The 24,971-nt window shown below is 29.7% G+C and carries 25 protein-coding genes; 16 read left to right on the forward strand and 9 right to left on the reverse strand.

Annotated elements, in window-relative coordinates; genetic code table 11:
- The first annotated feature begins 35 nt into the window (after positions 1-35).
- The 4 genes from BUA86_RS03805 to BUA86_RS03825 all read left to right on the forward strand — a co-directional run bounded on the left by BUA86_RS03805 (position 36) and on the right by BUA86_RS03825 (position 4,118).
- Entirely contained in the window at positions 36-494 is a 459-nt protein-coding gene (locus BUA86_RS03805; protein ID WP_072930028.1) for a nuclear transport factor 2 family protein, read from the forward strand.
- Positions 495-502: 8 nt separating this feature from the next.
- On the forward strand, positions 503-1,627 hold the full coding sequence (locus BUA86_RS15935; RefSeq protein ID WP_083580294.1) for a nuclear transport factor 2 family protein: 1,125 nt from the start codon (positions 503-505) through the stop codon (positions 1,625-1,627).
- A 264-nt stretch (positions 1,628-1,891) separates the two neighbouring features.
- Positions 1,892-3,061, forward strand: coding sequence for a (R)-mandelonitrile lyase (locus BUA86_RS03820; protein WP_072930349.1), 1,170 nt, complete (start codon positions 1,892-1,894; stop codon positions 3,059-3,061).
- Between the two features lie 10 nt (positions 3,062-3,071).
- Positions 3,072-4,118, forward strand: a complete 1,047-nt coding sequence (locus tag BUA86_RS03825) for an NAD(P)-dependent alcohol dehydrogenase (RefSeq protein ID WP_072930351.1) — start codon at positions 3,072-3,074, stop codon at positions 4,116-4,118.
- 59 nt (positions 4,119-4,177) lie between these two features.
- Here the strand turns inward: BUA86_RS03825 and BUA86_RS03830 are convergent, their stop codons facing one another.
- Positions 4,178-4,945 carry an SDR family NAD(P)-dependent oxidoreductase gene (locus BUA86_RS03830; RefSeq protein ID WP_072930030.1) on the reverse strand — a complete coding sequence of 256 codons (768 nt, stop codon included), beginning with the start codon at positions 4,943-4,945 and terminating at the stop codon, positions 4,178-4,180.
- 85 nt (positions 4,946-5,030) lie between these two features.
- Entirely contained in the window at positions 5,031-5,972 is a 942-nt protein-coding gene (locus tag BUA86_RS03835; protein WP_072930032.1) for a helix-turn-helix domain-containing protein, read from the reverse strand.
- Positions 5,973-6,377: 405 nt separating this feature from the next.
- Between BUA86_RS03835 and BUA86_RS03840 the strand changes: the two genes are divergently transcribed.
- The 7 genes from BUA86_RS03840 to BUA86_RS03870 all read left to right on the forward strand — a co-directional run bounded on the left by BUA86_RS03840 (position 6,378) and on the right by BUA86_RS03870 (position 12,364).
- Positions 6,378-6,779 (forward strand): hypothetical protein, encoded by a 402-nt coding sequence (locus BUA86_RS03840; RefSeq protein ID WP_072930034.1) that lies wholly within the window; start codon positions 6,378-6,380, stop codon positions 6,777-6,779.
- A gap of 64 nt (positions 6,780-6,843) precedes the next feature.
- On the forward strand, positions 6,844-7,578 hold the full coding sequence (locus BUA86_RS03845; RefSeq protein WP_072930352.1) for a lysophospholipid acyltransferase family protein: 735 nt from the start codon (positions 6,844-6,846) through the stop codon (positions 7,576-7,578).
- 9 nt (positions 7,579-7,587) lie between these two features.
- Complete coding sequence (locus tag BUA86_RS03850) at positions 7,588-8,586, forward strand: acyl-ACP desaturase (protein ID WP_072930036.1); 999 nt, start codon at positions 7,588-7,590, stop codon at positions 8,584-8,586.
- A 96-nt stretch (positions 8,587-8,682) separates the two neighbouring features.
- A complete protein-coding gene (locus tag BUA86_RS03855; protein WP_072930037.1) occupies positions 8,683-10,020 on the forward strand; it encodes a cytochrome ubiquinol oxidase subunit I in 1,338 nt (445 codons plus the stop codon).
- Between the two features lie 2 nt (positions 10,021-10,022).
- Complete coding sequence (locus BUA86_RS03860) at positions 10,023-11,030, forward strand: cytochrome d ubiquinol oxidase subunit II (protein ID WP_072930038.1); 1,008 nt, start codon at positions 10,023-10,025, stop codon at positions 11,028-11,030.
- Between the two features lie 265 nt (positions 11,031-11,295).
- Positions 11,296-11,790 (forward strand): hypothetical protein, encoded by a 495-nt coding sequence (locus BUA86_RS03865; RefSeq protein WP_072930039.1) that lies wholly within the window; start codon positions 11,296-11,298, stop codon positions 11,788-11,790.
- Between the two features lie 79 nt (positions 11,791-11,869).
- The gene (locus BUA86_RS03870; protein ID WP_072930040.1) at positions 11,870-12,364 is read left to right on the forward strand and encodes a hypothetical protein; all 495 of its coding nucleotides are present in this window, start codon (positions 11,870-11,872) and stop codon (positions 12,362-12,364) included.
- A gap of 285 nt (positions 12,365-12,649) precedes the next feature.
- Here BUA86_RS03870 and BUA86_RS03875 read toward each other — a convergent pair whose 3' ends face one another.
- The 3 genes from BUA86_RS03875 to BUA86_RS03885 are packed head-to-tail and all read right to left on the reverse strand — an operon-like array spanning position 12,650 to position 15,821.
- Complete coding sequence (locus BUA86_RS03875; protein WP_072930041.1) at positions 12,650-13,840, reverse strand: MFS transporter; 1,191 nt, start codon at positions 13,838-13,840, stop codon at positions 12,650-12,652.
- 7 nt (positions 13,841-13,847) lie between these two features.
- Positions 13,848-14,648 carry a 4-hydroxy-tetrahydrodipicolinate reductase gene (dapB, locus tag BUA86_RS03880; protein WP_072930042.1) on the reverse strand — a complete coding sequence of 267 codons (801 nt, stop codon included), beginning with the start codon at positions 14,646-14,648 and terminating at the stop codon, positions 13,848-13,850.
- A 21-nt stretch (positions 14,649-14,669) separates the two neighbouring features.
- Complete coding sequence (locus BUA86_RS03885) at positions 14,670-15,821, reverse strand: Atu1372/SO_1960 family protein (RefSeq protein ID WP_072930043.1); 1,152 nt, start codon at positions 15,819-15,821, stop codon at positions 14,670-14,672.
- Between the two features lie 68 nt (positions 15,822-15,889).
- On the opposite strand from BUA86_RS03885, the gene BUA86_RS03890 reads away from it, so the two are divergent.
- Positions 15,890-16,705: an AraC family transcriptional regulator gene (locus tag BUA86_RS03890; protein WP_072930044.1), complete on the forward strand. Its 816-nt coding sequence runs from the start codon at positions 15,890-15,892 to the stop codon at positions 16,703-16,705.
- A gap of 13 nt (positions 16,706-16,718) precedes the next feature.
- On the opposite strand, the gene BUA86_RS03895 is transcribed toward BUA86_RS03890, so the two are convergent.
- The 3 genes from BUA86_RS03895 to BUA86_RS03905 all read right to left on the reverse strand — a co-directional run bounded on the left by BUA86_RS03895 (position 16,719) and on the right by BUA86_RS03905 (position 18,986).
- Complete coding sequence (locus tag BUA86_RS03895) at positions 16,719-17,663, reverse strand: PstS family phosphate ABC transporter substrate-binding protein (RefSeq protein WP_072930045.1); 945 nt, start codon at positions 17,661-17,663, stop codon at positions 16,719-16,721.
- Positions 17,647-17,904 carry a hypothetical protein gene (locus tag BUA86_RS03900; protein WP_072930047.1) on the reverse strand — a complete coding sequence of 86 codons (258 nt, stop codon included), beginning with the start codon at positions 17,902-17,904 and terminating at the stop codon, positions 17,647-17,649. The genes BUA86_RS03895 and BUA86_RS03900 overlap by 17 nt, the downstream gene beginning before the upstream one ends.
- Before the next feature lie 116 nt (positions 17,905-18,020).
- Positions 18,021-18,986: a hypothetical protein gene (locus BUA86_RS03905; RefSeq protein WP_072930049.1), complete on the reverse strand. Its 966-nt coding sequence runs from the start codon at positions 18,984-18,986 to the stop codon at positions 18,021-18,023.
- Between the two features lie 122 nt (positions 18,987-19,108).
- Between BUA86_RS03905 and BUA86_RS03910 the strand changes: the two genes are divergently transcribed.
- Complete coding sequence (locus BUA86_RS03910; RefSeq protein WP_072930051.1) at positions 19,109-19,801, forward strand: hypothetical protein; 693 nt, start codon at positions 19,109-19,111, stop codon at positions 19,799-19,801.
- A gap of 70 nt (positions 19,802-19,871) precedes the next feature.
- Here the strand turns inward: BUA86_RS03910 and BUA86_RS03915 are convergent, their stop codons facing one another.
- Positions 19,872-22,460, reverse strand: coding sequence for a TonB-dependent receptor (locus tag BUA86_RS03915; RefSeq protein WP_072930053.1), 2,589 nt, complete (start codon positions 22,458-22,460; stop codon positions 19,872-19,874).
- Positions 22,461-22,709: 249 nt separating this feature from the next.
- Here BUA86_RS03915 and trpS point away from each other — a divergent pair, with 249 nt between their 5' ends.
- The 3 genes from trpS to BUA86_RS03930 all read left to right on the forward strand — a co-directional run bounded on the left by trpS (position 22,710) and on the right by BUA86_RS03930 (position 24,971).
- Positions 22,710-23,681 carry a tryptophan--tRNA ligase gene (gene trpS / locus BUA86_RS03920; RefSeq protein ID WP_072930055.1) on the forward strand — a complete coding sequence of 324 codons (972 nt, stop codon included), beginning with the start codon at positions 22,710-22,712 and terminating at the stop codon, positions 23,679-23,681.
- A 101-nt stretch (positions 23,682-23,782) separates the two neighbouring features.
- Positions 23,783-24,112, forward strand: coding sequence for a HesB/IscA family protein (locus BUA86_RS03925; protein ID WP_072930057.1), 330 nt, complete (start codon positions 23,783-23,785; stop codon positions 24,110-24,112).
- A 4-nt stretch (positions 24,113-24,116) separates the two neighbouring features.
- Entirely contained in the window at positions 24,117-24,971 is an 855-nt protein-coding gene (locus BUA86_RS03930) for a hypothetical protein (RefSeq protein ID WP_072930059.1), read from the forward strand.

Here is a 24,971-nt window from a genome sequence, read left to right on the forward strand (position 1 = left end):
AATATTTGTACTAATTAATTTTAAATAATTTAAAAATGAAAAAAGTACTTCTTATTATCGGGTTTAACTTTTTATTTCTGAATGTTAATGCGCAAACAAGTGACGCTACAAACGATTGGAATTTGGTTCAGAAAACGCTTAATCTTTACATAGATGGAGTAGGTACAACAGATTCTGTAAAAGTTTCAAAAGCCTTTCATCATTCATGGCAAATGAAATTTTTTGAGGATAATAAGCTCAATACGATGAAAAAAGCAAAATACATGGAGCGTTTTGATATTCCTCCACATGCAAAATCAGATAAATGGTCTGGTCGTATTGTTTTTATTGATATTACGGGAACAGCCGCGGTAGGAAAAGTAGAAATTAGTACAACTAAATTATTGTTTACAGATTATTTTAATTTAATGAAAACGAATGAAGGTTGGTTTATTGTAGATAAAATTTCTAGTAGAGCTCCTCATAGAACAGTTGAAGTAACTACAAGTAAGTAATATTTTAAATGAAAAAAATATTCATATTATTACTTGTTTTTATAGGTTTTAAAACAAGTCTTTTGGCTCAAAATAAAATCTTATTTGTGACTTCTAATCAAGATTTTTATGGAAATACTAAAATTAGCGCAGCCAATCATTTCGAAGAAATTATTGTTCCGTATGATGTATTTGTAAAAGCAGGTTATCAGGTCGATTTTATTAGTCCAAAAGGAGGTGCAATACCAATTGGATATATAAATACATCTGATAGTTTGCAGAAAAAATATTTATACGATCCTTGGTTTATGGACAAATTGAAAAATACTTCGAAACCAACAGAAATTAATCCAGAAGATTATTCCGTCATTTTTTATAGTGGAGGTGGAGCCGCAATGTTTGGTGTAGCAGAAGATGCGACGATTCAAAAAATTGCTTTAAAAATTTACAATAGAAATGGAGTCGTTTCTGCTATTTGTCACGGAACCGCTGGAATTGCATATTTAAAAGATAGTAAAGGAGAATCTCTGTATGCTGGGAAAAAAATTACGGGTTATCCCGATAAATTTGAGAATACAGATGCGGAATATTACAAAACATTTCCATACTCTATAAATAACATTATCCAAAAGAATAAAGGCGATTTTGTTTATTCTGAAGAAGCAGGTAATAGTTTTTATGTTGTAGATGGAAGATTTGTAACAGGACAAGACCCAAGTTCTGCTACTAATGTTGCCTATGGAGTTCTAAAACTATTAAAAAATAATTTTAAAAATGTTATTAGAGTATCAGAAGCGGATCAAATTACAGAAACATTGCTTCATTATATAGAAGGTACAGCAAATGGTGAACCTGAAAGACTTCGAAAAGCATTTCATCCAGATTTTAATTTATACACTGTTTCCGAAAATTCATTATGGATACGTTCTGGAGAAGAATATATTTCGAATATAAAAACTGGAGAAAAAGTAAATAGAATTGGAAAAATTATTTCTATTGATATTGAAAAGGATGCAGCCATTGCCAAAGCAGAAATTGTAATTCCAAACCAGCGTACTTTTACAGATTATTTTTTATTGCTTAAATACAAAGGTTCTTGGAAAATTGTGCACAAAAGCTATTCTTGGATAGACTTACCAAAGGAAAAAGAATAAACTAAAAATGAGTGTTATTTCCACTGATTTAAAATGAATATTAAAGGAGTTATCTGTAAAACACAGATAACTCTTTTTTGTTTTTAATATAATCAGTAAAAATGGTAAGGAATACCGTAATCGGTATACTCTTTTCTTTACTAGATAATTGAAATTTGAAAAAGTAAAAGAATCAAAATGAATAGAGTAATTTTTTTTATTTCAATCATTCTTTCAATACTAGATTGCCAAAAGGCAAATGCACAAAAAATATCAAATTACACTATGGCATCATTTTCAGATAAAGGAGTTTTAGCTCCAAAAGAATGGTTTACAGGAACAGTTTGGTTAAACATGAATGTGAAACCAGAAGAGGAGTATAATGTAAATATAGGAACGGTAAGTTTTGAATCTAAAGCTAGAACAAATTGGCATAGTCATACAAATGGACAAATCTTATTTGTTGTAGAAGGGATAGGTTATTATCAGGAAGAAGGAAAACCAATACAGCTTATACAAGAAGGAGATGTAGTAAAAATTCCTAAAAACGTAAAGCATTGGCATGGTGCATCACATCAAAAATCTATGAGACATATTGCTATGATAACTGAGGTTGATACAGATAAAACAGAATGGTTTGAACCTGTAAATGATAAGGATTATAATGCGTTTAAAGCTCCTTTTTACGAAGTAGAAAATAGATTATCTCCTATTGCAATAACAAACCATGAAGAACTATGGCCAGAATATATTTCTAAAGTGAAAGAGACAGATCCAGATTTAATAGAAATCTTTGACAATTTTGCTTTTGATGAGGTAATTAGTCACGATAAAATGGATGTAAAACTTCGCGTATTGTTAATTATGGCTTCTACAATTGCTAGTCAAGGATTAACAGAATATAAAATGTTTGTACATGCAGCTTTAAATGTAGGTGTTTCACCTATAGAAATTAAAGAGGTTTTATATCAATCTGTCCCATACGTTGGAATAACAAAAGTGATAGATTTTATTCATGAAACAAATGAGATTTTCAAAGAGCGAGGTATTTCAATGCCTTTAGAAAGTCAATCTACAACAACTACAGAAACAAGAAAAGAGAAAGGATTAGCAATTCAAAAAGAAATTTTTGGAGATAGAATAGATACGATGTATAAAAATTCTCCGAAAGATTTATTACATCTACAAGAATACCTTTCTTCAAATTGTTTTGGTGATTTTGTTACTAGAACAGGACTAGATGTAAAAACAAGAGAAATGGTAACCTTAAGTTTTCTAATCGCTTTAGGAGGAACAGAAAATCAAATAAAAGGACATATACAAGGAAATTTAAATGTAGGAAATAATAGGGAAACATTAATCGATTTAATGACGCAATTACTTCCTTATGTGGGATATCCTAGAATATTAAATGCTATAAATTGTTTAAATGAAATTTTACCAAACCAAAAATAAAAATTTAAAAATGAGTACAGAAGTAAAAGCGTATGGAACAGCATCAGCAGATGCTCCATTACAAGAAATAAAAATAAATCGTAGAGCATTACAAGCACACGATGTAGAGTTTGAAATTTTATATTGTGGTATTTGCCATTCAGATTTACATCAAATAAAGAATGATTTTGGAGGAACGCTATTTCCAATAGTTCCTGGGCACGAGATAGTAGGTCGTGTAACAGCAATTGGCGATCATGTGAAAAATTTCAAAATAGGAGATTTAGCAGCGGTGGGTTGTATTGTAGACAGTTGTGGTAACTGCGAATATTGTGAAGATGGAATAGAACAGTTTTGCGATGAAGGCGTAACATTCTCATTTAACAGTGAAGATAAAATTTCTGGAGGTCATACATTAGGAGGTTTCTCTAAAACCTATGTTTGCCACGAAAAGTATGTCTTAAAAATGCCTCCTTTTAAAGATTTGGCAGCTGCAGCACCTCTACTTTGTGCAGGTATTACAGTTTATTCTCCTTTAAAACATTGGCAAGCAGGACCAGGAAAAAAAGTTGGAATTTTAGGAATAGGAGGATTAGGACATTTAGCTATAAAAATTGCTAAAGCAATGGGAGCGGAGGTTGTTGTTTTTACAACATCACCATCTAAAGTAGAAGATGCTAAAAGATTAGGTGCTGATGAAGCTGTTTTGTCTTCGGATGCAGAAACTATGGCAAAATATGCTCGTCAATTACATTTTATTATCGATACTGTTTCTGCTAAACATGATGTAAATGTTTATCTTAATTTATTACGTCACGATGGTACGGTAGTTTTGGTTGGTTTACCACCAGAACCTTTAGAAGTTGCATCTTTTAATGTTGTAATTGGAAGACGAAGTTTTGCTGGATCTAATATTGGAGGAATTGCAGAAACACAAGAAATGTTAGACTTTTGTTTTGAACACACTATCACAGCAGAAAGTGAAATAATTTCTATACAAGAAGTAAATCATGCGTTCGAAAGATTAGAAAAAGGAGATGTAAAATATCGATTTGTTATCGATATGGCTTCACTTTAATAAAATAAAGGGTTATCTCAAAATTGAGATAACCCTTTATTATTTCTTATAGCATATTTTTAAGCTCTGAATCCTCCAGAAACTTCTATTCTTTGTGCATTAATCCATTTAGAATCATCAGAACAAAGGAAAGCAACTACACTTCCAATATCATCTGGTAAACCAACTCTTCCTAATGCTGTTTGAGAAGCGATTAAACTGTTGAAATCTGCATTATCACGAACAACTCCTCCTCCAAAATCTGTTTCAATAGCTCCAGGAGCAACAGAATTTACTCTAATTTTTCTATTTCCTAATTCTATCGCTTGGTATCTAGATAAAGCATCAATTGCAGCTTTCATAGCTCCATAAGCAGAATAACCAGGGAAAGAAAAACGTGCTAAACCAGAAGATGTGTTTACAACGCTACTTCCGTCATTTAATAAAGGCAATAATTTTTGCGTTAAAAAGAAAGGTCCTTTAAAATGAATATTTGTCATTGCATCTAAAATATCTTCAGTTGTTTCTTCGAAACTTGCATGTAATCCAATTCCTGCATTGTTAACTAATGCATCTAATTTAGCAGATGAAAAGTTTTTTTCTAATGTATTTTTCACTTCATCTACAAATGCATCAAAACCATCTGTTGTAGAAATATCTAATTTTAATGCAAATGCTTTTTGACCTAATTTTTCTATTTCAGAAACAACTTCGTCAGCAGCTTCTTTTTTTGATTGATAAGTTAATATAATATCAAATCCTTTTTTTGCTAATTGTAATGCAGAATCTTTACCTAGTCCACGGCTTCCTCCTGTTAGTAATACTATTTTACTTAAATTGCTTGTCATAATTTTTATTGTTTTTTTAGTAATACAAAGGTGAATATAATCTGACAGGGTGTATTTGTATAAATCAAATTGATATTTGTAAAAATCAAACAATTTGAGATTCTCTGTAATGTAATGGTGATTGTGAATTATATTTTTTGAAAAAATTAGAAAAATGAGAAACCTCTTCAAAGCCTAATGAGAAGGCGATTTCAGAAATATTCCATTTCGTTTGATCTAATAAAATCTTCGCTTCTTGATAAATTCTATTCCCAATTATTTCTCCTGTTGTTCTTCCTGTTATCTCTTTTAATACTTTATTAAGATGATTAACATGTACGCCAAGCGTTTCTGCATAATCTGCAGGCGTTTTTAATTGTAAAAGTTGATCTATGTTCTCTATAGGAAATTGTCTTTCTAATAATTCTATAAATAAAGTTGTTGTTCTAGAAGAAGCAGTCTTATTATTATCTTGAGGTAGAATTGGTTGTAACTTTTGTCCAAAGTGAATCAATTCCATTATATAATTCCTCAATAAATCGTATTTATATTGATAGTCAGATTTTATCTCAACATGAATTCTTTTAAAAATAGCTTCAAGCTCTGTAAACTGATCTTGAGAAATTTTATAAATAAAATCACTTTTTGGTGAAAATACAGGAAGAAAATCTAATTCTAATCCAGTTTTAGAAACAGGTAAAAAATCCTTTGTAAACACACAAAAATGTCCAGATTGATCTCTGTCTAAATTGGTATAATTATAAGGAATTTTTGGAGAAGCAAAAAGAATAGCAGCATCTTCAATCATAATTGTTTTATCTGCATATTCCACTTTATTGTTACCTTTTATTAAACTTATTTTATAATAAGTTCTTCTATCATAAGGCATTTCTGTTTTGTACTTGCACGAACTATGAATTTCAGAGATGTCGAAAACATTTACATGTCCAACATCTTTATGAAGATTTTCAGTTAGAAATAGATCAATATCTGGGCATGAATCGCCTAAAATATTTTCATAAAATTCTTTGATGGTAATTGAGCTCATATTATTGTAAAAATCAAATATACGTGTTTTTACTGGTTTTGATGATTATATTACTCATTTTCAGTTTTCTTGAAGAATGATTTTATTTTCTAGTCTAAGTTCTCGATACAATTTTTCTTTATTTCATTTCGAAAAACCACTCGAACAGACAGAAAATAGTTTTTTGATTATTTCCAATCCGTCATTTCGAGTGAAATTCGTTTAGAATTTTGTATCGAGAAATAAGTAAGGATTAATTTATTTTCTAGTCTAACCTCTAACCTCTAACCTCTAACCTCTAACAAATTATATTTTGACTATTAAATATTAATTCGATTTTTTAGAAAATATAAACAGTTAAAATTAAATAAAACTCTGTATTAAAGTCTTTTTTCTTCTTACCTTCGTTGAAAGTGATCGCTATTTATGAAATGGATTTATAAAGTGTTTTTGGGAATTTTATTCTTTAGTTTAGGAAGTTGTTTACCTAGTAAAGTTACTTCTGAACCAAAAGGTGAAATGGGAGAATTGAAAGAGTTTTCGGGTAAATGGTCTGTAAACAATCAATCAGATTATATTATTTTTGAAGATGCAACGCAAAAAATGGTTTTAAAAACATCTTGTGGAATTATTACAGGAAATTATACAAGAATGAAACAAGCAATAATTTTTAATCAATTAAAACAATTAAATTCGGATTGCGAAATTCCTCAAGAATTAATGAAAAGCCTTCAAAAAACGGTGTATTTCAAGTTAAATTCATCAAATAGTATTACTTTTTATGATGATACTCATCAAGAAAAAATGAAGTTGAATATTGTAAAATAAATGATTATTTAAAATTTATTATGCTTAGCATAATTTTTTATTAAATTTGTCTAAATTTTTAAAGTTGAAGAAAATTTTAAGTTACCCGTTATCCATTATATTTTATTTAGGTTATGGATTAACATTAGTTATAATGCATGTAATACAATGGTTGTGTTACAATATTGGAGGATATAAAGCTCATCACAAGAGTGTAAAGTTATTGAATAGGATTTTAGTTGATTTAACAAAAATATTTGGAACATCTTATACTTATTCTGGTCGTGAAAATTTAATAAAAGGAGTTCCTTTAATTTTTGTGAGTAATCACCAAAGTATGTACGATGTTTCTCCAATGGAATATGATTTATCAGAATATCATCCAAAATTTATATCTAAAATAGAATTAGGTTCGGGTATACCTAGTGTTTCTTATAATTTACGACATGGAGGTTCAGCTTTAATTGATCGTAAAAATGGGAAACAAGCCATAGAAGAGATTAAGAAATTAGCACTTTATATTCAAGAAAATAATTATTCTGCGATTATTTATCCAGAAGGAACTAGAAGTAAAGATGGAAAGCCAAAACCATTTAAAGAAAATGGTTTAAAGGTTTTAACAAAATATGCCAAAGACGCTTATATTGTTCCTGTAACAATTAATAATACTTGGCAAATTACGCAAAATGGATCTTTTCCATTGTATGTAGGAGCAAAAGTAAATTTACATTATCACAAACCTTTAAAAGTAAGTGATTATAAATTTGATGAACTTTTAGCACTTACAGAACAAACTGTAAAGAATAGTATAACCGCATAAAATATAATTATGTCAATAAAAAATGTTCGTCTGGAAGTCATGCAATTTATCGAAAAAGATATTGATGCTTACATGGAAAAATTCTTAGTTCCAGCCGATAAAATTTGGCAACCAACAGACTTTTTACCGAATTCTCAAAATGATTCTTTTTTTGATGAAATAAAAGAATTACAAGAGCTTTCGAAAGATTTACCAGATGATTTTTGGATTACATTAATTGGAGATACAATTACTGAAGAAGCTTTACCAACATACGAATCTTGGTTAATGCAAATGGAAGGTGTTGTTGATGAGTCTGGAGAATATATTGAAAATGGATGGTCTAAATGGATTCGTCATTGGACAGGAGAAGAAAATCGCCACGGAGATGTTTTAAATAAATTTTTATACTTATCTGGACGTATTAATATGCGAGAAGTAGAAATTACGACTCAACACTTAATTAGTGATGGTTTTGATATTGGAACAGCTCACGATCCTTATAAAAACTTTGTTTATACAAGTTTTCAAGAGTTAGCAACATATGTATCTCATAACAATGTTTCAGCAATTGCTAAACAACATGGTGCTAAAAAATTATCTCGTATGTGTAAGATTATTGCAGGAGATGAAATGCGTCACCATTTAGCTTATACAGAGTTTGTTCGTCGTATTTTCGAAACAGATCCATCAGAAATGATGTTGGCTGTTCAACATATGTTTAAACTAAAAATTGTAATGCCTGCTCATTTCTTACGTGCTTCTGGTGAAGAAAGAGGAACTTTATTTGATTCTTTTTCTGATGCAGCTCAACGTATAGGTGTTTACACAGCTTTTGATTATATTGATATCATGAGAAAGTTAATTGAGACGTGGGGAATAGATAAAATAGCTGGATTGAATGCAGAAGGAGAGAAGGCAAGAGATTTTATTATGAAATTACCAGAGAGAATGGATCGTATCTCTCAAAGAATTGTAATTCCGGAAAGTGGACCACAATTTAAATGGTTAATTCCAGCAACAAAATAATCTAATTTAAATCATACTAAAAAAGGCAATTCAGTTTCGAATTGCCTTTTTTTATTCACTAACTTTAACCTAACAAAGATTCAAAAAAAAACTTATATGGACGATTTTATTGCTGCAAGAAGTCAAATGGCAATGTCCCTCGCATTTCACATCGTTTTCTCGTGTGTAGGAATGGTTATGCCGTTTATGATGGCTATTGCTCATTACAAATATCTCAAAACTAAAAAAGAAATATACAAAGGGCTTACCAAGGCTTGGAGTAAAGGTGTGGCTATACTTTTTGCAACAGGTGCAGTTTCTGGAACAATGCTATCTTTTGAATTAGGTTTACTTTTTCCGAAATTTATGGAACATGCAGGACCAATTTTCGGAATGCCTTTTTCGTTAGAAGGGACAGCTTTTTTTATAGAAGCCATAGCACTTGGATTTTTTCTTTACGGATGGGATAAATTTAATAAATGGTTTCATTGGATTTGCGGAGTTATTGTTGGTATTAGTGGTTTAGCTTCTGGTATTTTAGTTGTTGCAGCCAATGCGTGGATGAATTCTCCTTCTGGATTTGATTATATAAATGGTGAATACCTTAATATAGATCCTATAAAAGCGATGTTAAATGAAGCTTGGTTTTCACAAGCATTGCATATGACAATTGCAGCTTTCTGTGCAACGGGATTTGCTGTTGCTGGTTTACACGCTTATTTAATATTAAAAGGAAAAAATATCAATTTCCATAAAGAAGCATTTAAAATAAGTTCTTTATTGGCAATTGTTGCAGCATTATTAGCACCATTAAGTGGAGATATTTCTGCAAAAGATGTTGCAAAACGACAACCAATAAAATTGGCTGCAATGGAAGCGCATTTTGAAACAGAAGAAAGTGCTCCTTTTGTTTTAGGTGGAATTGTAGATCAAGAAAATAAAAAAGTAGATTATGCGATAAAAGTACCAGGTGTTTTAAGTTTTTTAGTGCATTCAGACTTTAATAAAGAAGTAAAAGGATTGGAAGAATTTCCTGAAGATGAATGGCCACCAGTTCCAATTGTTCATTATGCTTTTCAGACGATGATTTCTTTCGGAATGTTAATGATGGGTATTGCATTGATTTACTTAATTGCACAATTTCTTAAAAAAGAGTGGAAAAATAAACGTTGGTATTATAAGTTATTTATGATAGCTACGCCATTTGGATATATAGCCTTAGAAGCAGGTTGGACAGTTACTGAAGTTGGTAGACAACCGTGGATTATTTATGGGATTATGCGAACTGTAGATGCTGTAACGCCAATGCCAGGAATACAATACTCTTTCTATATTTTTACATTTGTATTTATTACTTTGTCTATTATTTTGGTGTTTTTAATGAATCGTCAAATACAGAACGTAGCAAAACTTTATGATCCAGAAGATCCAAACTTTAACCCTGAAAAACATTAAATATGATATACGTAGTTACAGCATTTTTGTGGGTTTCCACTTGTTTATATTTAATTTTGGGTGGAGCAGATTTTGGAGCAGGAATTGTCGAGTTATTTTCAGAGAAAAAGTATAAAAATCAGACGAAGAAAATCATGTATAATTCGATTGGTCCTATTTGGGAAGCCAATCATATGTGGTTAATTATTGCTATTGTTATACTTTTTGTAGGCTTTCCTAAAATGTATGCAGATGTTTCCAATTATTTGCACATTCCTTTGGTTATAATGTTATTAGGGATTATTGCGAGAGGGACATCTTTTACATTCAGAAATTATGATGCAGTTAACGATAAATGGCACAATTTATACGATGTAATTTTTACTTATTCTAGTGTTGTTACACCGTTATTTTTGGGAATTATTTCAGGGTCTATAGTTTCTGGAAGTATTGATAATCAGGCAACATCTTTTCAAGACGCTTATATTTTCTCTTGGCTAAGTTGGTTTAATGTTTCAGTTGGCTTATTTACAGTCGTAATTTGTTCTTTTTTAGCTTCTGTTTATTCTATTCAATCGGTAAATAACCAAGAAGATAAAACAAAATTAAGAAAGAGAGCCAAAATTTATACGACCTTAATTTTTGTTGCAGGAGGAATTGTTTTTGCTGTTTCAGTTTGGAAAAATATCCCATTGTTAGAATGGATTACGAAACAAATTTATGGATACATTGCAGTTTCTTTGGCTACAATTTCTATTATAGCGCTTATCTATTCACTAAATAAAAAGAAAGATCAGTTAACAAAAGTCTATGCAGGACTTATTGTTGTTATGATTTTATTTGCTGTTTCATATTCCCATTTTCCAAATCTAATTTTATTTAAAGATGGAACTAAATTATCCTTATTGAAAGATTTTGGAGCAGAAAGTACCATTAATATGTTGGCTTGGGCATTGCTATTAGGATCAGTTTTTATTCTTCCATTTTTATTTTACTTAATTTATTCTTTTAATCAGAGACAAAAAATATAGATTGATATAAACTAAATATAGAGGGTTTTTACATTAAAATGATGTAAAAACCTTTTTTTTTATTTAAAAATTGAGTTTGGCATACCGTTTGTTAATATGGTTGAAAATTAAAAAAGAAATATCTACTACCTAATTTTTCTACTACCTCTTTTCTTTTTTAATTTTTTTTATAATAAAATAAAATATATAAAAATCATGACTTTGTTTAATTAAAACAAGTCATGATTTTTTATAAATGAGAAGTACTAACAACAACCTATATATTATGAAATACTCAAATTTTATTTTTTTCTTGTTAATACCAATTTTTGGTTTTTCACAAGAAGCCCCAAGTTTAACTAAAAACTTAGAATTAAAAGCTGGAGTTGGTCAATATTTAGCGCATATAAATTACGAACAACCAATATCGAAAAAAGTGATAGTAGATTTCGGAACATCTGTTAATGGTTATTATTTAACTCTCAGAGATGAAGAAAAAGTAGATTTTGGTTTAACTAGTAATATAAAATATATCTATAATAGAGAAACAAGAGCTAGAAAAAATAAAAATCTAAAAAATAATGCAGGAAATTATATAAAAGGAGGTGTTACCTATAATATTAATAAAAATATATTTATACCTAATATTATGTGGGGCACTAAAACAAATTTAGACGATAATTTTTCTTTTTTTGCAGAAATTGGTTTCGGAGCCAATCATGCATTATTAGTTCCAATGAATTTAGGATTTACTTATAGTATTCCTGTTTTTAAGAAATAATTTAATAATTACATTATAAATAAGCTAATTTAATTTTGACTTAGCTTATTTTATACAACCTAACAACAACCTATATATTATGAAATACTCAAATTTTATTTTTTTCTTGTTAATACCATTTTTTGGTTTTTCACAAGAAGCCCCAAGTTTAACCAAAAACTTAGAATTAAAATTAGCAATTGGCCAGTATTATGCGAATATCAATTATGAACAACCAATATCTAAAAAAGTGATATGGGATGTTGGAACTTCTCTTAATGGATTTTATTTAGATCAAAATGAGAATAAAAAAACAAGTTTTGGCTTAACAAGTAATCTTAAATATATCTATAATAGAGAGAGAAGGGCAGAAAAAAATAAAAGTTTAGAAAATAATGCGGGTAACTATATTAAAGTAGGAGCAAACTACTATATTAATAACAATGTATTTATTCCTAATTTTATGTGGGGTACTAAAACAAACCTTGATGAAAATTTTTCATTTTTTGCAGAAGTTGGAATTGCAACTAATAAGGAATTTTTAATACCATTTAATGTAGGTTTCGTGTATAGCATACCTGTATTTAAGAAATAATTTTACTTAAAAAATTATTAGCTAATTCTAAAATTATAAAGGTTTTTACATTAAAAATAATGTAAAAATCTTTTTTTTATTTAAATATTTAGTTTGGCATACCGTTTGTTAATATGGTTGAAAATTGAAAAAGAAATTCTACTACCTATTTCTACTACCTCTTTTTCTTTTTTAATTTTTATGAGAAAATAGAATACAAAAAATCATGACTTTGTTTAATTAAAACAAGTCATGATTTTTTTATAAGTAAAAACTAACTAGTAACCTAAATATCATAATAAAACATTAATGTTCCTCAATATATCTTGGTTTAGCAGCTTTTCTTCCGAAGACTGTCATTATAATAATCATTACAATTAAAAAATAAAAAGAGCTTTGCCATGAACTATCCCAATCATGTAAAACTCCAAAAATAGGAGGTCCAAAAGCAGCAATTAAATAACCTACAGATTGTGCTTTACCAGAAATTTTAATCGTTCCATGCATTGTTTTACTTTTAAGAGAGAAAAATAAGATAGAAAGACTAAAAGCTAATCCACTTGAAGCTCCAATTAAAACTGCGGCTAAATAAATGAATTGTGCTTTAAAAAAGAATAAGACTGTTATTCCAGTAAACATTAAAAATCCAACACTATATACCATCCATTTTTGATCCTGAATTTTGGTTGCTATAATAGGACTAATAAACATAACTGGTAGCATAGATAGTTGAATAACTAAAAGAACCAATCCTGTTTGTTCTTTAACCATACCATAATCAAGTAAAACGATTGGTAGCAAAGCGACTAAACAGTAATATACCAAAGATTGTATTCCCATAAAAATACTAATATACCAAGCTTGTTTAGAGCGAAAGACATTAAAGCTATTTGTTGGTGCCTCTATTGTCGTTTTATTTTTAGTTTTTTTCTTTCCTATAAGTGTATCTGCACTTACAGCAATAAGTGCAAGTATAGCCCAAACAATCCATATAGATAAAGATCCTTTCCATTGCATATTTGTCCATTTTCCAATAGCAATACTAAAACCCGAAGCTAGAGCAGCAACTAAATTCATCGCTACAGAAAAGATACCTGTAACTAGTCCAATTTTTTCGGGAAATATATTTTTTATGTAAGCAGGAGTTGTAACATTCCCAATGCAAATCCCCAAACCAATTAATAAGGAACCTATGTATAACATTGTTATATTTCCATAAACTCTTAAATAAAGACCTATTATAAGAAATAAAAGCGAATAGATTAAAGTATAATGAATGTTAGATTTGATAGCAATTTTACTAACCAATACAGAACAACTTGCAAATACGATTAATGGAATAGAAGTAAGTAAACTACCTTCAAAATTATTTAAATTAAATACAGCTATAATTTCACTTAATACAGGACTAACTGAAGTAATAGGAGAACGTAAGCCTCCACCAACTAATATAACGACTACAATACTAAGTATAGATATTTTAACTTTATTACTCATTTTTCTTTTATAAATCCATTACTGTATCTAAACCTCTTTTTAATCCTTTAAAACTGTTTACTTTTTCAATAGCAAGTATAACACCATTAACATAAGGTTCTGCTCCATTTCCTGCATCATGTCTTAAAATTAATTTTTCATCTTGCATACCAAAAATAGCTTCAATACCTAATACGTGACCAGGAAGTCTTACCGAATGTACTTGTACATCATCTATAGTTGCACCGCGAGTTTCTTTTACTCCAATCGTATCTTCGATAGGTACTTCTATAGTAGATTTTTGTACAGCAGATAAACGATGAGCTAGTTCTGCAACAGAACCACTTGGAGCGTCTACCTTATTTTGACTTGCGTAATCTATAAGTTCATAATTAGGGATGTATTTTGCTGCAATAGCTGCGAATTTAAATAATAATACTGCCGTAATCGCAAAGTTACCAGCAGCAAGTACAGAAGCATTATTTTTATTCGCAATAGATTCTATTTCATTATAATCTTCATTTGATAATCCAGATGTACCGATAATAACATTTTTTCCTTTTTCTAAAGCAGTAATAATATTTTTTTTAGCAATATCTGGTTTAGTGAATTCAACTAAAACATCAAAATCAATTTTTTCTAATGCATTATCTATCGTGTCAAACAAAGGAATAGTAGCATTTTCTATTTGTAAAATATCAGCTAAGTTTTTTCCTTTATTAGAGCGTGATAATCCTCCAATCAATTGCATTCCGTCATGATTAAAAATTCCTTTACTAATTGCAGAACCTGCCCATCCGGTAGCTCCTGCGACAAATACTTTTATCATTTTGTATGTTTTTTTTATTGTTTATTCAATTTCAAAAATAGCAGAGATAGAAACCGAAGAGCCAACTGGTAATGAATATGCTCCTTGTGTATTTCTTGTATGTTTACCTTTTTCTCCAAATATTTCTACTGTAAGATCAGATGCTGTATTCATAAGATCTGCATGTTTAGTAAAGCTGTCTACCGTATTAAACGTTCCTATAAGTTGTACACATTGTTTTACTCGATTAAGATCACCTCCAGTTGCTTCTTTTAATATAGAAATGATATTTAACATGGTTACTCTTGTAGCTTCTTTTACTTGTTCTTCGTTTACATCAATACCTAGTTTTCCCGGATTTACAATTTTTCCATCTTTTAAAGCTACTTGATTGATGTATACTAAATTACCTGATTTTTTGAAAAGTTGATAATTTCCAACAGGTTGAGGTAAAGAAGGTAATTCTATATTCTTTTGTTTTAGAATCTGATTAATATCGATTTTACTTTCTTTAATAATTGTTTTATTATCATTTTCTATCACTTTGTTTTTTCTAAGAGCTAAAGCAACTTTTGCAAACTTTTTACCTTGTAATTCGGCTAAATAACGCTCACTTTTACTCGGTCTTTCTACATTGTTTAATGATACGAGACTTGTTGTTCCTAATACAGCGTTTCCTTGCGGAATTGTTTTATCAATATTTTCCATTCCGCTAATTCCATTGGGTACTAAAATCATTCCATGAACAGCAAGACTATTCCAAAAAGATTGTAGAGCAAGCTCTTTTCCGGCTCCGCTTCCAGCAGACATAAAAACTGTTGCAGGTGTACCTTCTAATGCATGTTTTGACCACAGATTAGTTGTTTTTGCTAAAAATTCGCTCATACCTGTACTAATATTACCAAAATAAATAGGTGAACCAAAAGCAATACCATCATAGGTAATTAATTCTTCTACGCTTGCAATGGGAATATTTTTTAGTTTAGGATTGTCAGATTTTTTAACTTGTTTAATAATTGCTTCAACATTCTTGTAACTCTCTATTCCTTTCTTTACTTCTTTAGCTAACTCATACGTTCCACCATTATCTGAATGGATAAGCACTAAAACTTTTGCTGATTGTTCTTGTGCAGTAACATTACAAGTTGTAACGAATAAAATAAAAGCTGTTAAAAAGCTATAAAATCTTTTCATAATCTATTGTTATTAAATTTATAAACAAAATTAGTAATGTCGTTTTTATTATATTTGCCAAAAAGTATATGCAAAACGACAAGGTGAAATGTGGTTTAACAGAAATTAAAGAAGGAAAGTATATTGATGATATTCCTATAGATGCCTATGTTTGGTTCGAAGAAAATTGGGAACACGATGAATATGAGCATAAACACACTCGTTATCAATTAACTTATGTCGCAGAAGGATACCAATATTTTCATATTGAAAAGAAGATATATTTGGTTCCACAAAATCATATTATTTGGATACCTACAGGCAAAGAACATCGTACAACTTCGGAAGCAAAAATGGTTCACCTTATGGTGGTACTTTTTAATTCTGTTCCCGATGATGATTTTTATAAAAATGTACATGTTTCTCTTGCACCAAGTGTTTTAAAAGAAATGCTTTTATATACCGCAAAATGGAATAAATTATTAGTTGAAGATAAAGAACAACAGCTTTTTTTAAAAGCAATGCTTCATAGTTTACCTAACTTTTGTGAAGAGAATAATGGTTTACAAATACCTGTACCTACAGATAGTCGCTTAATACCAATTTGTAATTATATTAATACGAATTACAGATATAGTTTTGATAGTGATGATTTGGCTACAAAAGCAAAAATGTCTGTTCGCACATTACAGAGAATATTTAAACATGAAACGGGTATAACATTACAAAAGTATGTGCAATTAATTCGAATTTTGAAGAGTATAGAATTAATAGATAGTCAGCAATATACATTAAGTGAAATTGCATATCAAGTAGGTTATCAAAGTCTTTCTGCTTTTACGTCTTCTTATTCATCGATAATGAAAACAAAACCTAAATTGAAGAAGGATATACTTAAAAAATAAACAACCTTTACTTTTATTGTAAAGGTTGTTGTAATTGATTTATTTGAACATCTCTTTTATAAATAAAATAAGGTTGAAGACTTTCTCTTGTTACAATTTTCTGTCCACGTTGCGAACCAGCAAATCTTGAGAATCCAGCTCCAATCCCGAAACCTACTTCATTTTTAAGAATATAGATTTCTCTGTAAAAAGGATAAACACCATATTTCAAATTAGGAATAGTGGGTTTAATTTCATTTCCTTTGTCATCAAGAATAGCTAATATTTTAACTTTCTCTAAGTATTTTTCAACTTTAGGATCTATTTTATCACTTAGTACGTTTAAGCCAATAATTCCAATTGCTTTTTTATTTTGCTGTACATAATCAATAACCTTTTCAGCAGTTCCCATTGCAGTAACTTTTGAGCCAGCATCTACATTTAATTTTAATTTTTCATTTAATGTATTAAAATTAGCAGAATTAGGATGATCGTAAACAAAAGTTGTAGAAGGATTTTGTTTGTATAAATTATCCTTTATTTCTTGTTTTGTAATAGCATTGATAGGGTTATCTACCGAAGTTATAAAGATAGTTGCATCTAAAGCAATTTTAGAATCAATGTACTTCGTTGTAGTCAAATCATACAAATGTTGTTGTTGCGCTTTTGTTAAAGGTTTACTTACCATTAACAAAGGGATTTTACCTTCGTAAAAATCTTTAATCGCCTTTTCTTCAATTTCTTCTTTTATAGAAATTTTCACATCAGGATAATCCGTAACATATGTATTTGCTAAAGATTGCGCTAAATTTTTAAAACTAGGATCAACAGTAATTGTTAGATTTCCATATTCATGTAAAGCTCTTTTAACAGGTGTTTTTTGCTCAGCTTTTGTAAGCGTCTCTTTTTTGTCTTTGCAATTAAAAGTTGTCAAACCAATTAAAATTGCAATTGATACTAAACTAATTTTTTTGATCATCTTTATAAAGTTTTATTGCTCGATAAACACGAAAAGCTCCATAAATAATGAATAAAATTCCAAACAACATCGCTTGTGTGGGATCTAATTTCACCCCAAAAAACTCGTACTTCCACGTTAAAATTCCGATTAAAAGATAACCGAAACCAATTAATCCGTAAACAATATTCTTATTCATAATTCGATACGAAGTTACAATTTTATTGCGTGAAGAAAAGTTTAAAACAAAAATATCTTTCATTACAAAAGTTTTATAATTAAAATAGGAGTACTATTTTTTTATTTTTCCTATTCTGATAATAGATAAAAGCGTTGTATTTATTCACGATAAATACAACGCTTTTAATATTAAAAAAATTATTGACCTGTTTGAAATTTAACTGGAATAGAGAAAATTAAATTCGCTTCAGAACCATCTTGTAATAGAGCAGGTTTAATTTTTTTACCTCTTCTAATTAATTGTTTGTTGATTCTTTCTAATGCTATTTTAGCTTCTTTTCCTAAACTTTGGTGACTTCCGTCTAAAGGTTTAATCTGAGAAATTTCGCCATCTTTATTAACAATAAACTGCATTTTTGCAACTGCAGAATTTACATTGTTTTGTGCAGCACTTTCTGCAAAATCAGTTAACTCATAACTTAATTCTTTTGAGATTTTATCACTCATACATCTTGTTAAAGCTTCATTTCCTTTTTTACTTTCGCTTTCACATCCAGGATAAATAGCCATAACAGCAGCATATTTTCCAGTAATTGTCTTAGTTACTTTCTCCACAGGTTTAGTTTCTTTCGGACCTTCTTTTGCATCTGTATTTTGTCCACCAACTTTATTTCCTGTATCACTAACTTCACCACCTCCAGTTTGTCCAGGACTTTTATCACCACGGCGATCAAAACCACCCAAATCCTTGTCTACTAAATCTTCTTTAGGTCTTATCGTTTTTTCAACCTCTGGATTTTCTTTTGGAGTAGGCATAATATACTCCACTTGCTCTGTTGGTGCCTGAATTGTTTTTACTTCAGTAGGTGCTTTTTCTACTGGTGGTTCAACAGGTTTTTCTATTTCTTTTTCTTTTTCTTTTTCTATTGGTGGTTTTTCAACATCTATAACATCTACAATAACTTTTCGTTCATTATTTGATGTAACAATAGTTTCTGATTTATAATTTGCATACAATGTACCTCCTGTTATTAAGGCAACAATTCCAACTCCAATAAACAGAGATCGCATAAGGTCATAATTGGCGATTTGTCTTAATTGATAAGCGCCGTATTCTTTGTTTCGAGATTCGAATACAATGTCTAAAAATAGTTTGTTACTCATAGCATAAAAAATTAGGGTTAATATTGTATTTTTCTTTATAGATTCCGAATGTTGCAAAAAGGTTGGTTGATGATTGAGATTTTTTTTAAATTTTTGTAATTTTGATGATAATATTGTTTTTTATGCAACTGAAAATAGATGAGAAATGCCAGCAAAACTGGGAGGAAATGGGATTAATTAGTAACCAAGAAAAATTTTGCGAATTGTGTGCGAAATCTGTACATGATTTGGATAATTATTCTTTTAAAGAGTTAAAAACCTTTATGAAATCTAATTCATCTGCATGCGTAAAAATTGAAAGAAGAAATTTAAATCAATTTAATTCTTTTGAAAACTCTCAATCTATTTCTCATCAAACAAAAAAGTGGTTTCAACTATCTTCTTTATTAGGATTTTTAAGTTTTTCATCGATTACAAATGCTCAAGGAATAAAAGAAAATGATTCTATCGTATTAAAAGGAGTTATTAATGATGTAAATGATTTTCCTGAAGCAGATGTATTTGTAAATTTAAAAGGAAGCGAATTTACCGTTTATACAGATGAAAATGGGGAATTTGAATTGAAAATTCCTAAGAATGAATCAAATTATGAATTAGAGTTTGGCATTGTTAAAGAGAATAAACAATCATTTACAGTTATTAATTCTGTTGCAAGTGAATTGATTGTAATAAAAAGTAATTATAATATGTCTGATGAAGCTTTTCCTTTAATTGGGGAGGTCGCAATAGTTAAGCATTATAAAAGAAAAGTATTTTTTAGAAAAGTAGGAAGGACAATCGCTTGGCCGTTTAAACAAGTTGCTAGTGTTTTCTGAATGAGATAAATATAATTGTTGTGCATTTTAAATTTAAATTATCAAAATGCACAACAAGTTACATCATCTCTTATTGCTTAAAATTATATCTAAAAGTAATGCCGTAAGTTCTAGGGTCAGCAATTACTCCTGCATATTGTCCATAGCTTCCAGGAGCAGCTAATAACTGTTCGTAATAATCTTTGTTTGTTAAATTTCTACTCCAAATAAAAATAGAAATACCATTAGATCCTCTAAATCCTAATCGAGCATTTAATAAAGTATATCCATCAATGTTTAAGTATTTTGAAGGAGATGAACTTGATGAAAAATCTGAACGATGAAATACATCTGCTCCAATAAAATATGATCCATTAAGACCAATTAACTTTCCGCGTTTTGTTGCTTCTGTTCCTAAAGACCAAGACCACTTAGAAACACCAGGTAATACACCACCAGATACATCTTTAAATGCTTGTGAACCTCCAACTTCTTCTAATGGGACTGGCGCGTTAGTAAATTTTACATATTTTGCATCTGTGTAGGCTATTGCTCCATTTATCTTTAAAAATTTATAAAGTGAAATATTTCCATCTAATTCAATTCCTCGAACTCGAACTTTTTCCGCATTAGCAAGATAACCTCTATTTACACCAGGTTCGGGAGTTTGAACTTGTGTTTGATAATCATTAATATTCGATTGATAAAATGTAACATTTAATAAACTATTTCGTGTAGGATTTGATTTAAAACCTGCTTCGAAATGATTAACTGTTTCAGGTTTTACTTGTGCCAAGTCTAACATAACTTGTCCATTACTTGTTGGTAATCCACCAACATTAACTCCAATTGGTTTATAACTGATAGAATAGGTTGCATACGCATTCCAATTTGATGTAAATTTATATTGAACAGAAAGTTGACCAGACCAATTGTCTGCATCCGCATTCACATTAAATGTTTGATTGGTGTATACTCCGTTTTTTAGAGCTATTAATGCAGGATCATTCGTCTCTAAACCACCATACGTTTGACGATCATAATTTGCAGTTTTTTTGTCATAATTATAACGTATACCAGGAAGTATGTGAAGTTTAGATAAAGGATTCCAATCAATTTGTGTGTAAACAGCTAAGCTGGTACTTTTAATACCGTATTTTGTTTTAATTCCAAAACCATCAAATAATCTAGGAGTTTGCCATAAAGGACTATCGCTATTTTGTTGAAATCGCCATAATGCAGAACCAGCTTCTTCTATATGTACAGGATCAGTTCGTAAATCTTGCCATAAACCATATACACCTACTACACCAGTTATTTTCTCATTTATTTTTCCAGAATATCTAAACTCTTGAGACCATTGATCGTGTACTGAATTACCCGAAGATACCGTGTAAACAGGAATACCTAAATAATCTCTATCATTTAAAGGATCCCATTTCCAATGACGCCATGCAGATGTAGAAGTTAACGTTCCATTTCCAATTTTTATATCCGCATTTAAAGCAATTCCACCAAGTTTATTATCTGCCTTTGATTGTGTATCAAGATCAATTTTACGTTCAAAAGCATTCTTATAGGGAATTTCATATCCCAAATCTTTTATAATAGCATCAAATTGTCTGTAGTCTGCTCGTTGTGTTTTTACAACTCCAGCAACTGCCCATCCGTAACCATCTGGTTTTTGAGCAGAATAATCTCCCGATAAAACAAGTTTTATATCTTTTGTAGGAGTAAATAACAATTGACCTCTAAAACCTAAATTATTAATGTCATTTATTTTTCTATTTGTATAAACATTATAAAGATTTCCATCTCTTTGTGTTCCAGAAAAAGAAATTCTACCTGCTAAATTTTTTGCTAATGGACCAGTAACAGATGTTTTTGCTTGAATAAATCCTAAATTTCCATAACTAACTTCTACATTAGCTTCTGGAGAAAATTTAGGTAAACGAGAAGTGATATTAAATGCTCCTGCAGTAGTATTTTTCCCGAAAAGAGTTCCTTGCGGTCCTCTTAAAACTTCAATTTGTTCAATATCTATAAAATCTAACCATGTAGCTGCCGGTCTAGCGATGTACACACCATCTAAATAAAACCCAACTCCAGGATCTATTCCATCGTTTGTTAACCCATAAGTAGAGCCTAATCCTCTGATATTTAAAGTAGTATTTCTAGCGTTAGAAGAATACAATTGTACTGTTGGAACAATTTCTTTTAGTCGATTAACATTAAATGCTCCCGCTTCTTCTAAAGCAGCGCCTTTTATTGTAGAAATAGGAATGGGAACTTCTTGTATTTTTTCTTTACGACGACGAGATGTTACAAGGACTTGGTTTAGATTTTCAAATGGAGGAGATAATTCAATAATAGTTTCATTTGATTGTACTGTTATTGTTCTTTTTTCATAATCTTGATGAGAAACAATAATATTAATTGGTAGTTTTTGACCCGTTATAAATTTAAATTCACCATTCGTATCTGTTTTTGTTTGATGTGTAACACCTTCTAATTGAATTTTTACACCTACTAAAGGCTCTTTTGTATTGGTATCAATTACAGTTCCGATAATAGAATCATTAATAATAGGCTTGGGTGTTGTTTCTTGTGCGTGAATAAATTTGATGTTTGTGACTGTAACACTAAGTAATAAACTAATCTTGAAAATAGCTTTTTTCATATTGAATGTAATTTTTCTAAATAAAGAGTAAATTTTACTCGGGTTGGTATTTAAATATATTAACTCTATAGTTTTAATAGAGTTTTCAAATATAATTACATATTTGAATTGTGTAATTATATTTTCTAAATTTTATACAAAATTTTTATAAACTGCTTTAATAGTTCTCTATGCAAAGGAAAAAAGTAAAGATACTTTAGCCCATATCATCTTTATGGTTTATATTTGTCGTTCAAATTTTTAAATAAAATGCCAAGAATACTTACAGGAGTTCAAGCGACTGGAACTCCGCACTTAGGAAATATTTTAGGAGCAATATCGCCAGCAATCGAATTAACTCAAAAAGAAGGAAATGATTCGTTTATCTTTATTGCAGACTTACACGCTTTAACTCAGATTAAAGAAGCAGAAGTTTTAAAACAAAATACGTACGAAGTTGCAGCAACTTGGCTGGCATTAGGTTTAGATCCATCAAAAGTTGTTTTTTATCGTCAGTCAGATGTTACAGAAACAACAGAATTAACATGGTATTTATTAAATTTCTTCCCATTTCAACGTTTAACTTTAGCACATTCTTTTAAAGATAAACAAGATTATTTAGCAGATGTTAATGCAGGATTATTTACGTATCCAATTTTAATGGCAGCAGATATCTTGTTATACGATGCTGAGGTTGTTCCTGTAGGAAAAGATCAATTACAACATTTAGAAATTACAAGAAATGTTGCAGAAAGATTTAATCACCAAATGGGAGAAACATTTGTTTTACCACAAGCAGCAATCGACGAAGATATTATGTTGATTCCTGGTACAGATGGAAACAAAATGTCAAAATCAAGAAATAATTTTATTAATATTTTCTTACCAGAAAAACAGTTACGTAAACAAGTAATGTCTATCGAAACTGACTCAACTCCGTTAGAAGAGCCTAAAAATCCAGATACTGATAATGTTTTTGCTTTATATAAATTATTAGCAACTCCAGAAAAAGTAGAGGAAATGCGCCAAAATTATTTAAACGGTGGTTATGGTTACGGTCATGCTAAACAAGCATTATTTGAACTAATAATGGAAAAATATGCAGATGCTCGTATTCGTTTTGATGAATTAATGAATGACAAAGAAACTTTAGATGCGTTCTTAGAAAACGGAGCATTAAAAGCAAGAGTTGTTGCACAGAAAGTTTTAAAAAGAACACGTACTAAATTAGGTTTAAAATAACCTTATAGATAGAATTAGTCAAGCTATTGTTAATATTTATATTGTAGTTTATTTAATCTCACTTTAAATAAGTAACTTTGTAACATTAAATAGATATCGTTATGATTAAAGTATCAGAATCAGCAAAATCAAAAATAAATTCACTAATGCAAGAAGAAGGTTCATCAATAGAAGAATCTTTTGTTAGAGTAGGAGTGACAAGTGGAGGTTGTTCAGGTTTATCATATAATTTAGTATTTGATAAAGAAGAAAAATCGGAAGATAAAATGTTTGAAGATAATGGTGTAAGAATATTAGTTGATAAAAAATCATTTTTATACTTAGTTGGAATGACATTAGAATATTCAGGAGGATTAAACGGAAAAGGTTTCGTTTTTAATAATCCAAATGCCACTCGCACATGTGGTTGTGGAGAAAGTTTTGCAATATAATTTCATGAAAAGAATCGCTTTATTTTTTATATTTCTTAGTTGTGCATTTACATATGCTCAGCAAACAATAGTAGAAAAAGATTTAATGGTTTACCAACCATCAGAATCATCTACAAAATTGAATAAAGCCTATTCAGAAAATATGTTTTTTGGTTTGTTTGGAGTGAAACCTTTTATTAAAGCGCTTCATCCAAACGAATCAAAAATTAAAACACTTACAATTACGAATTCATCAACTAAGAAAGTCGCTTATAAAGCAGACTATGATGAAATGAACAATCTAGTTAATTTAGAATTAACAGAGGAGGTTGCAAAACCAACTAAAGTAATTTATGTCTATAGAGATGGTGTAATCTCATCAGAAACAATCGAGAAAAAGGGAGCTGAAAAAAAAGTAAATCAGTTTTTTTATAACCAAGATAAAATGTACATAAAAAATGCTAATCAGCTTTTTGATGTAATTTGGTTAGAAGGAGATGTTATGATGAAGAAAACGTATTTAGAACAAAAAATAGGTTTCGAAGATAGATTAATGCACGATTGTAGAATTACAAAATCATTAGGACAGGATATTAACAAGATTTGTTATAGCAATTCAGCATTTAAGGTGCCATTTAAAGTAAAGGAATTTACACCAGATGTTGATCCAAAAACAGAGAAAATTAATTTGATAGAAGGCTCTTGGTCAGAAATTAAATTGGTTTCATCTAATAAGTACCAAATTTTGAAAAACAATCAACCTCAATTTGAAGTTGAGTTAGATCAAAATCAAAGGTTAAAGAAGTTTAAATTTTTAGGTAATAAATCAGATAAACAACAACCAATGCAATTTGATTTTACCTATACATTTTATAAATAA

Source organism: Chishuiella changwenlii (assembly GCF_900142565.1).
In the GTDB taxonomy this organism is placed as follows: Bacteria; Bacteroidota; Bacteroidia; order Flavobacteriales; family Weeksellaceae; genus Empedobacter; species Empedobacter changwenlii.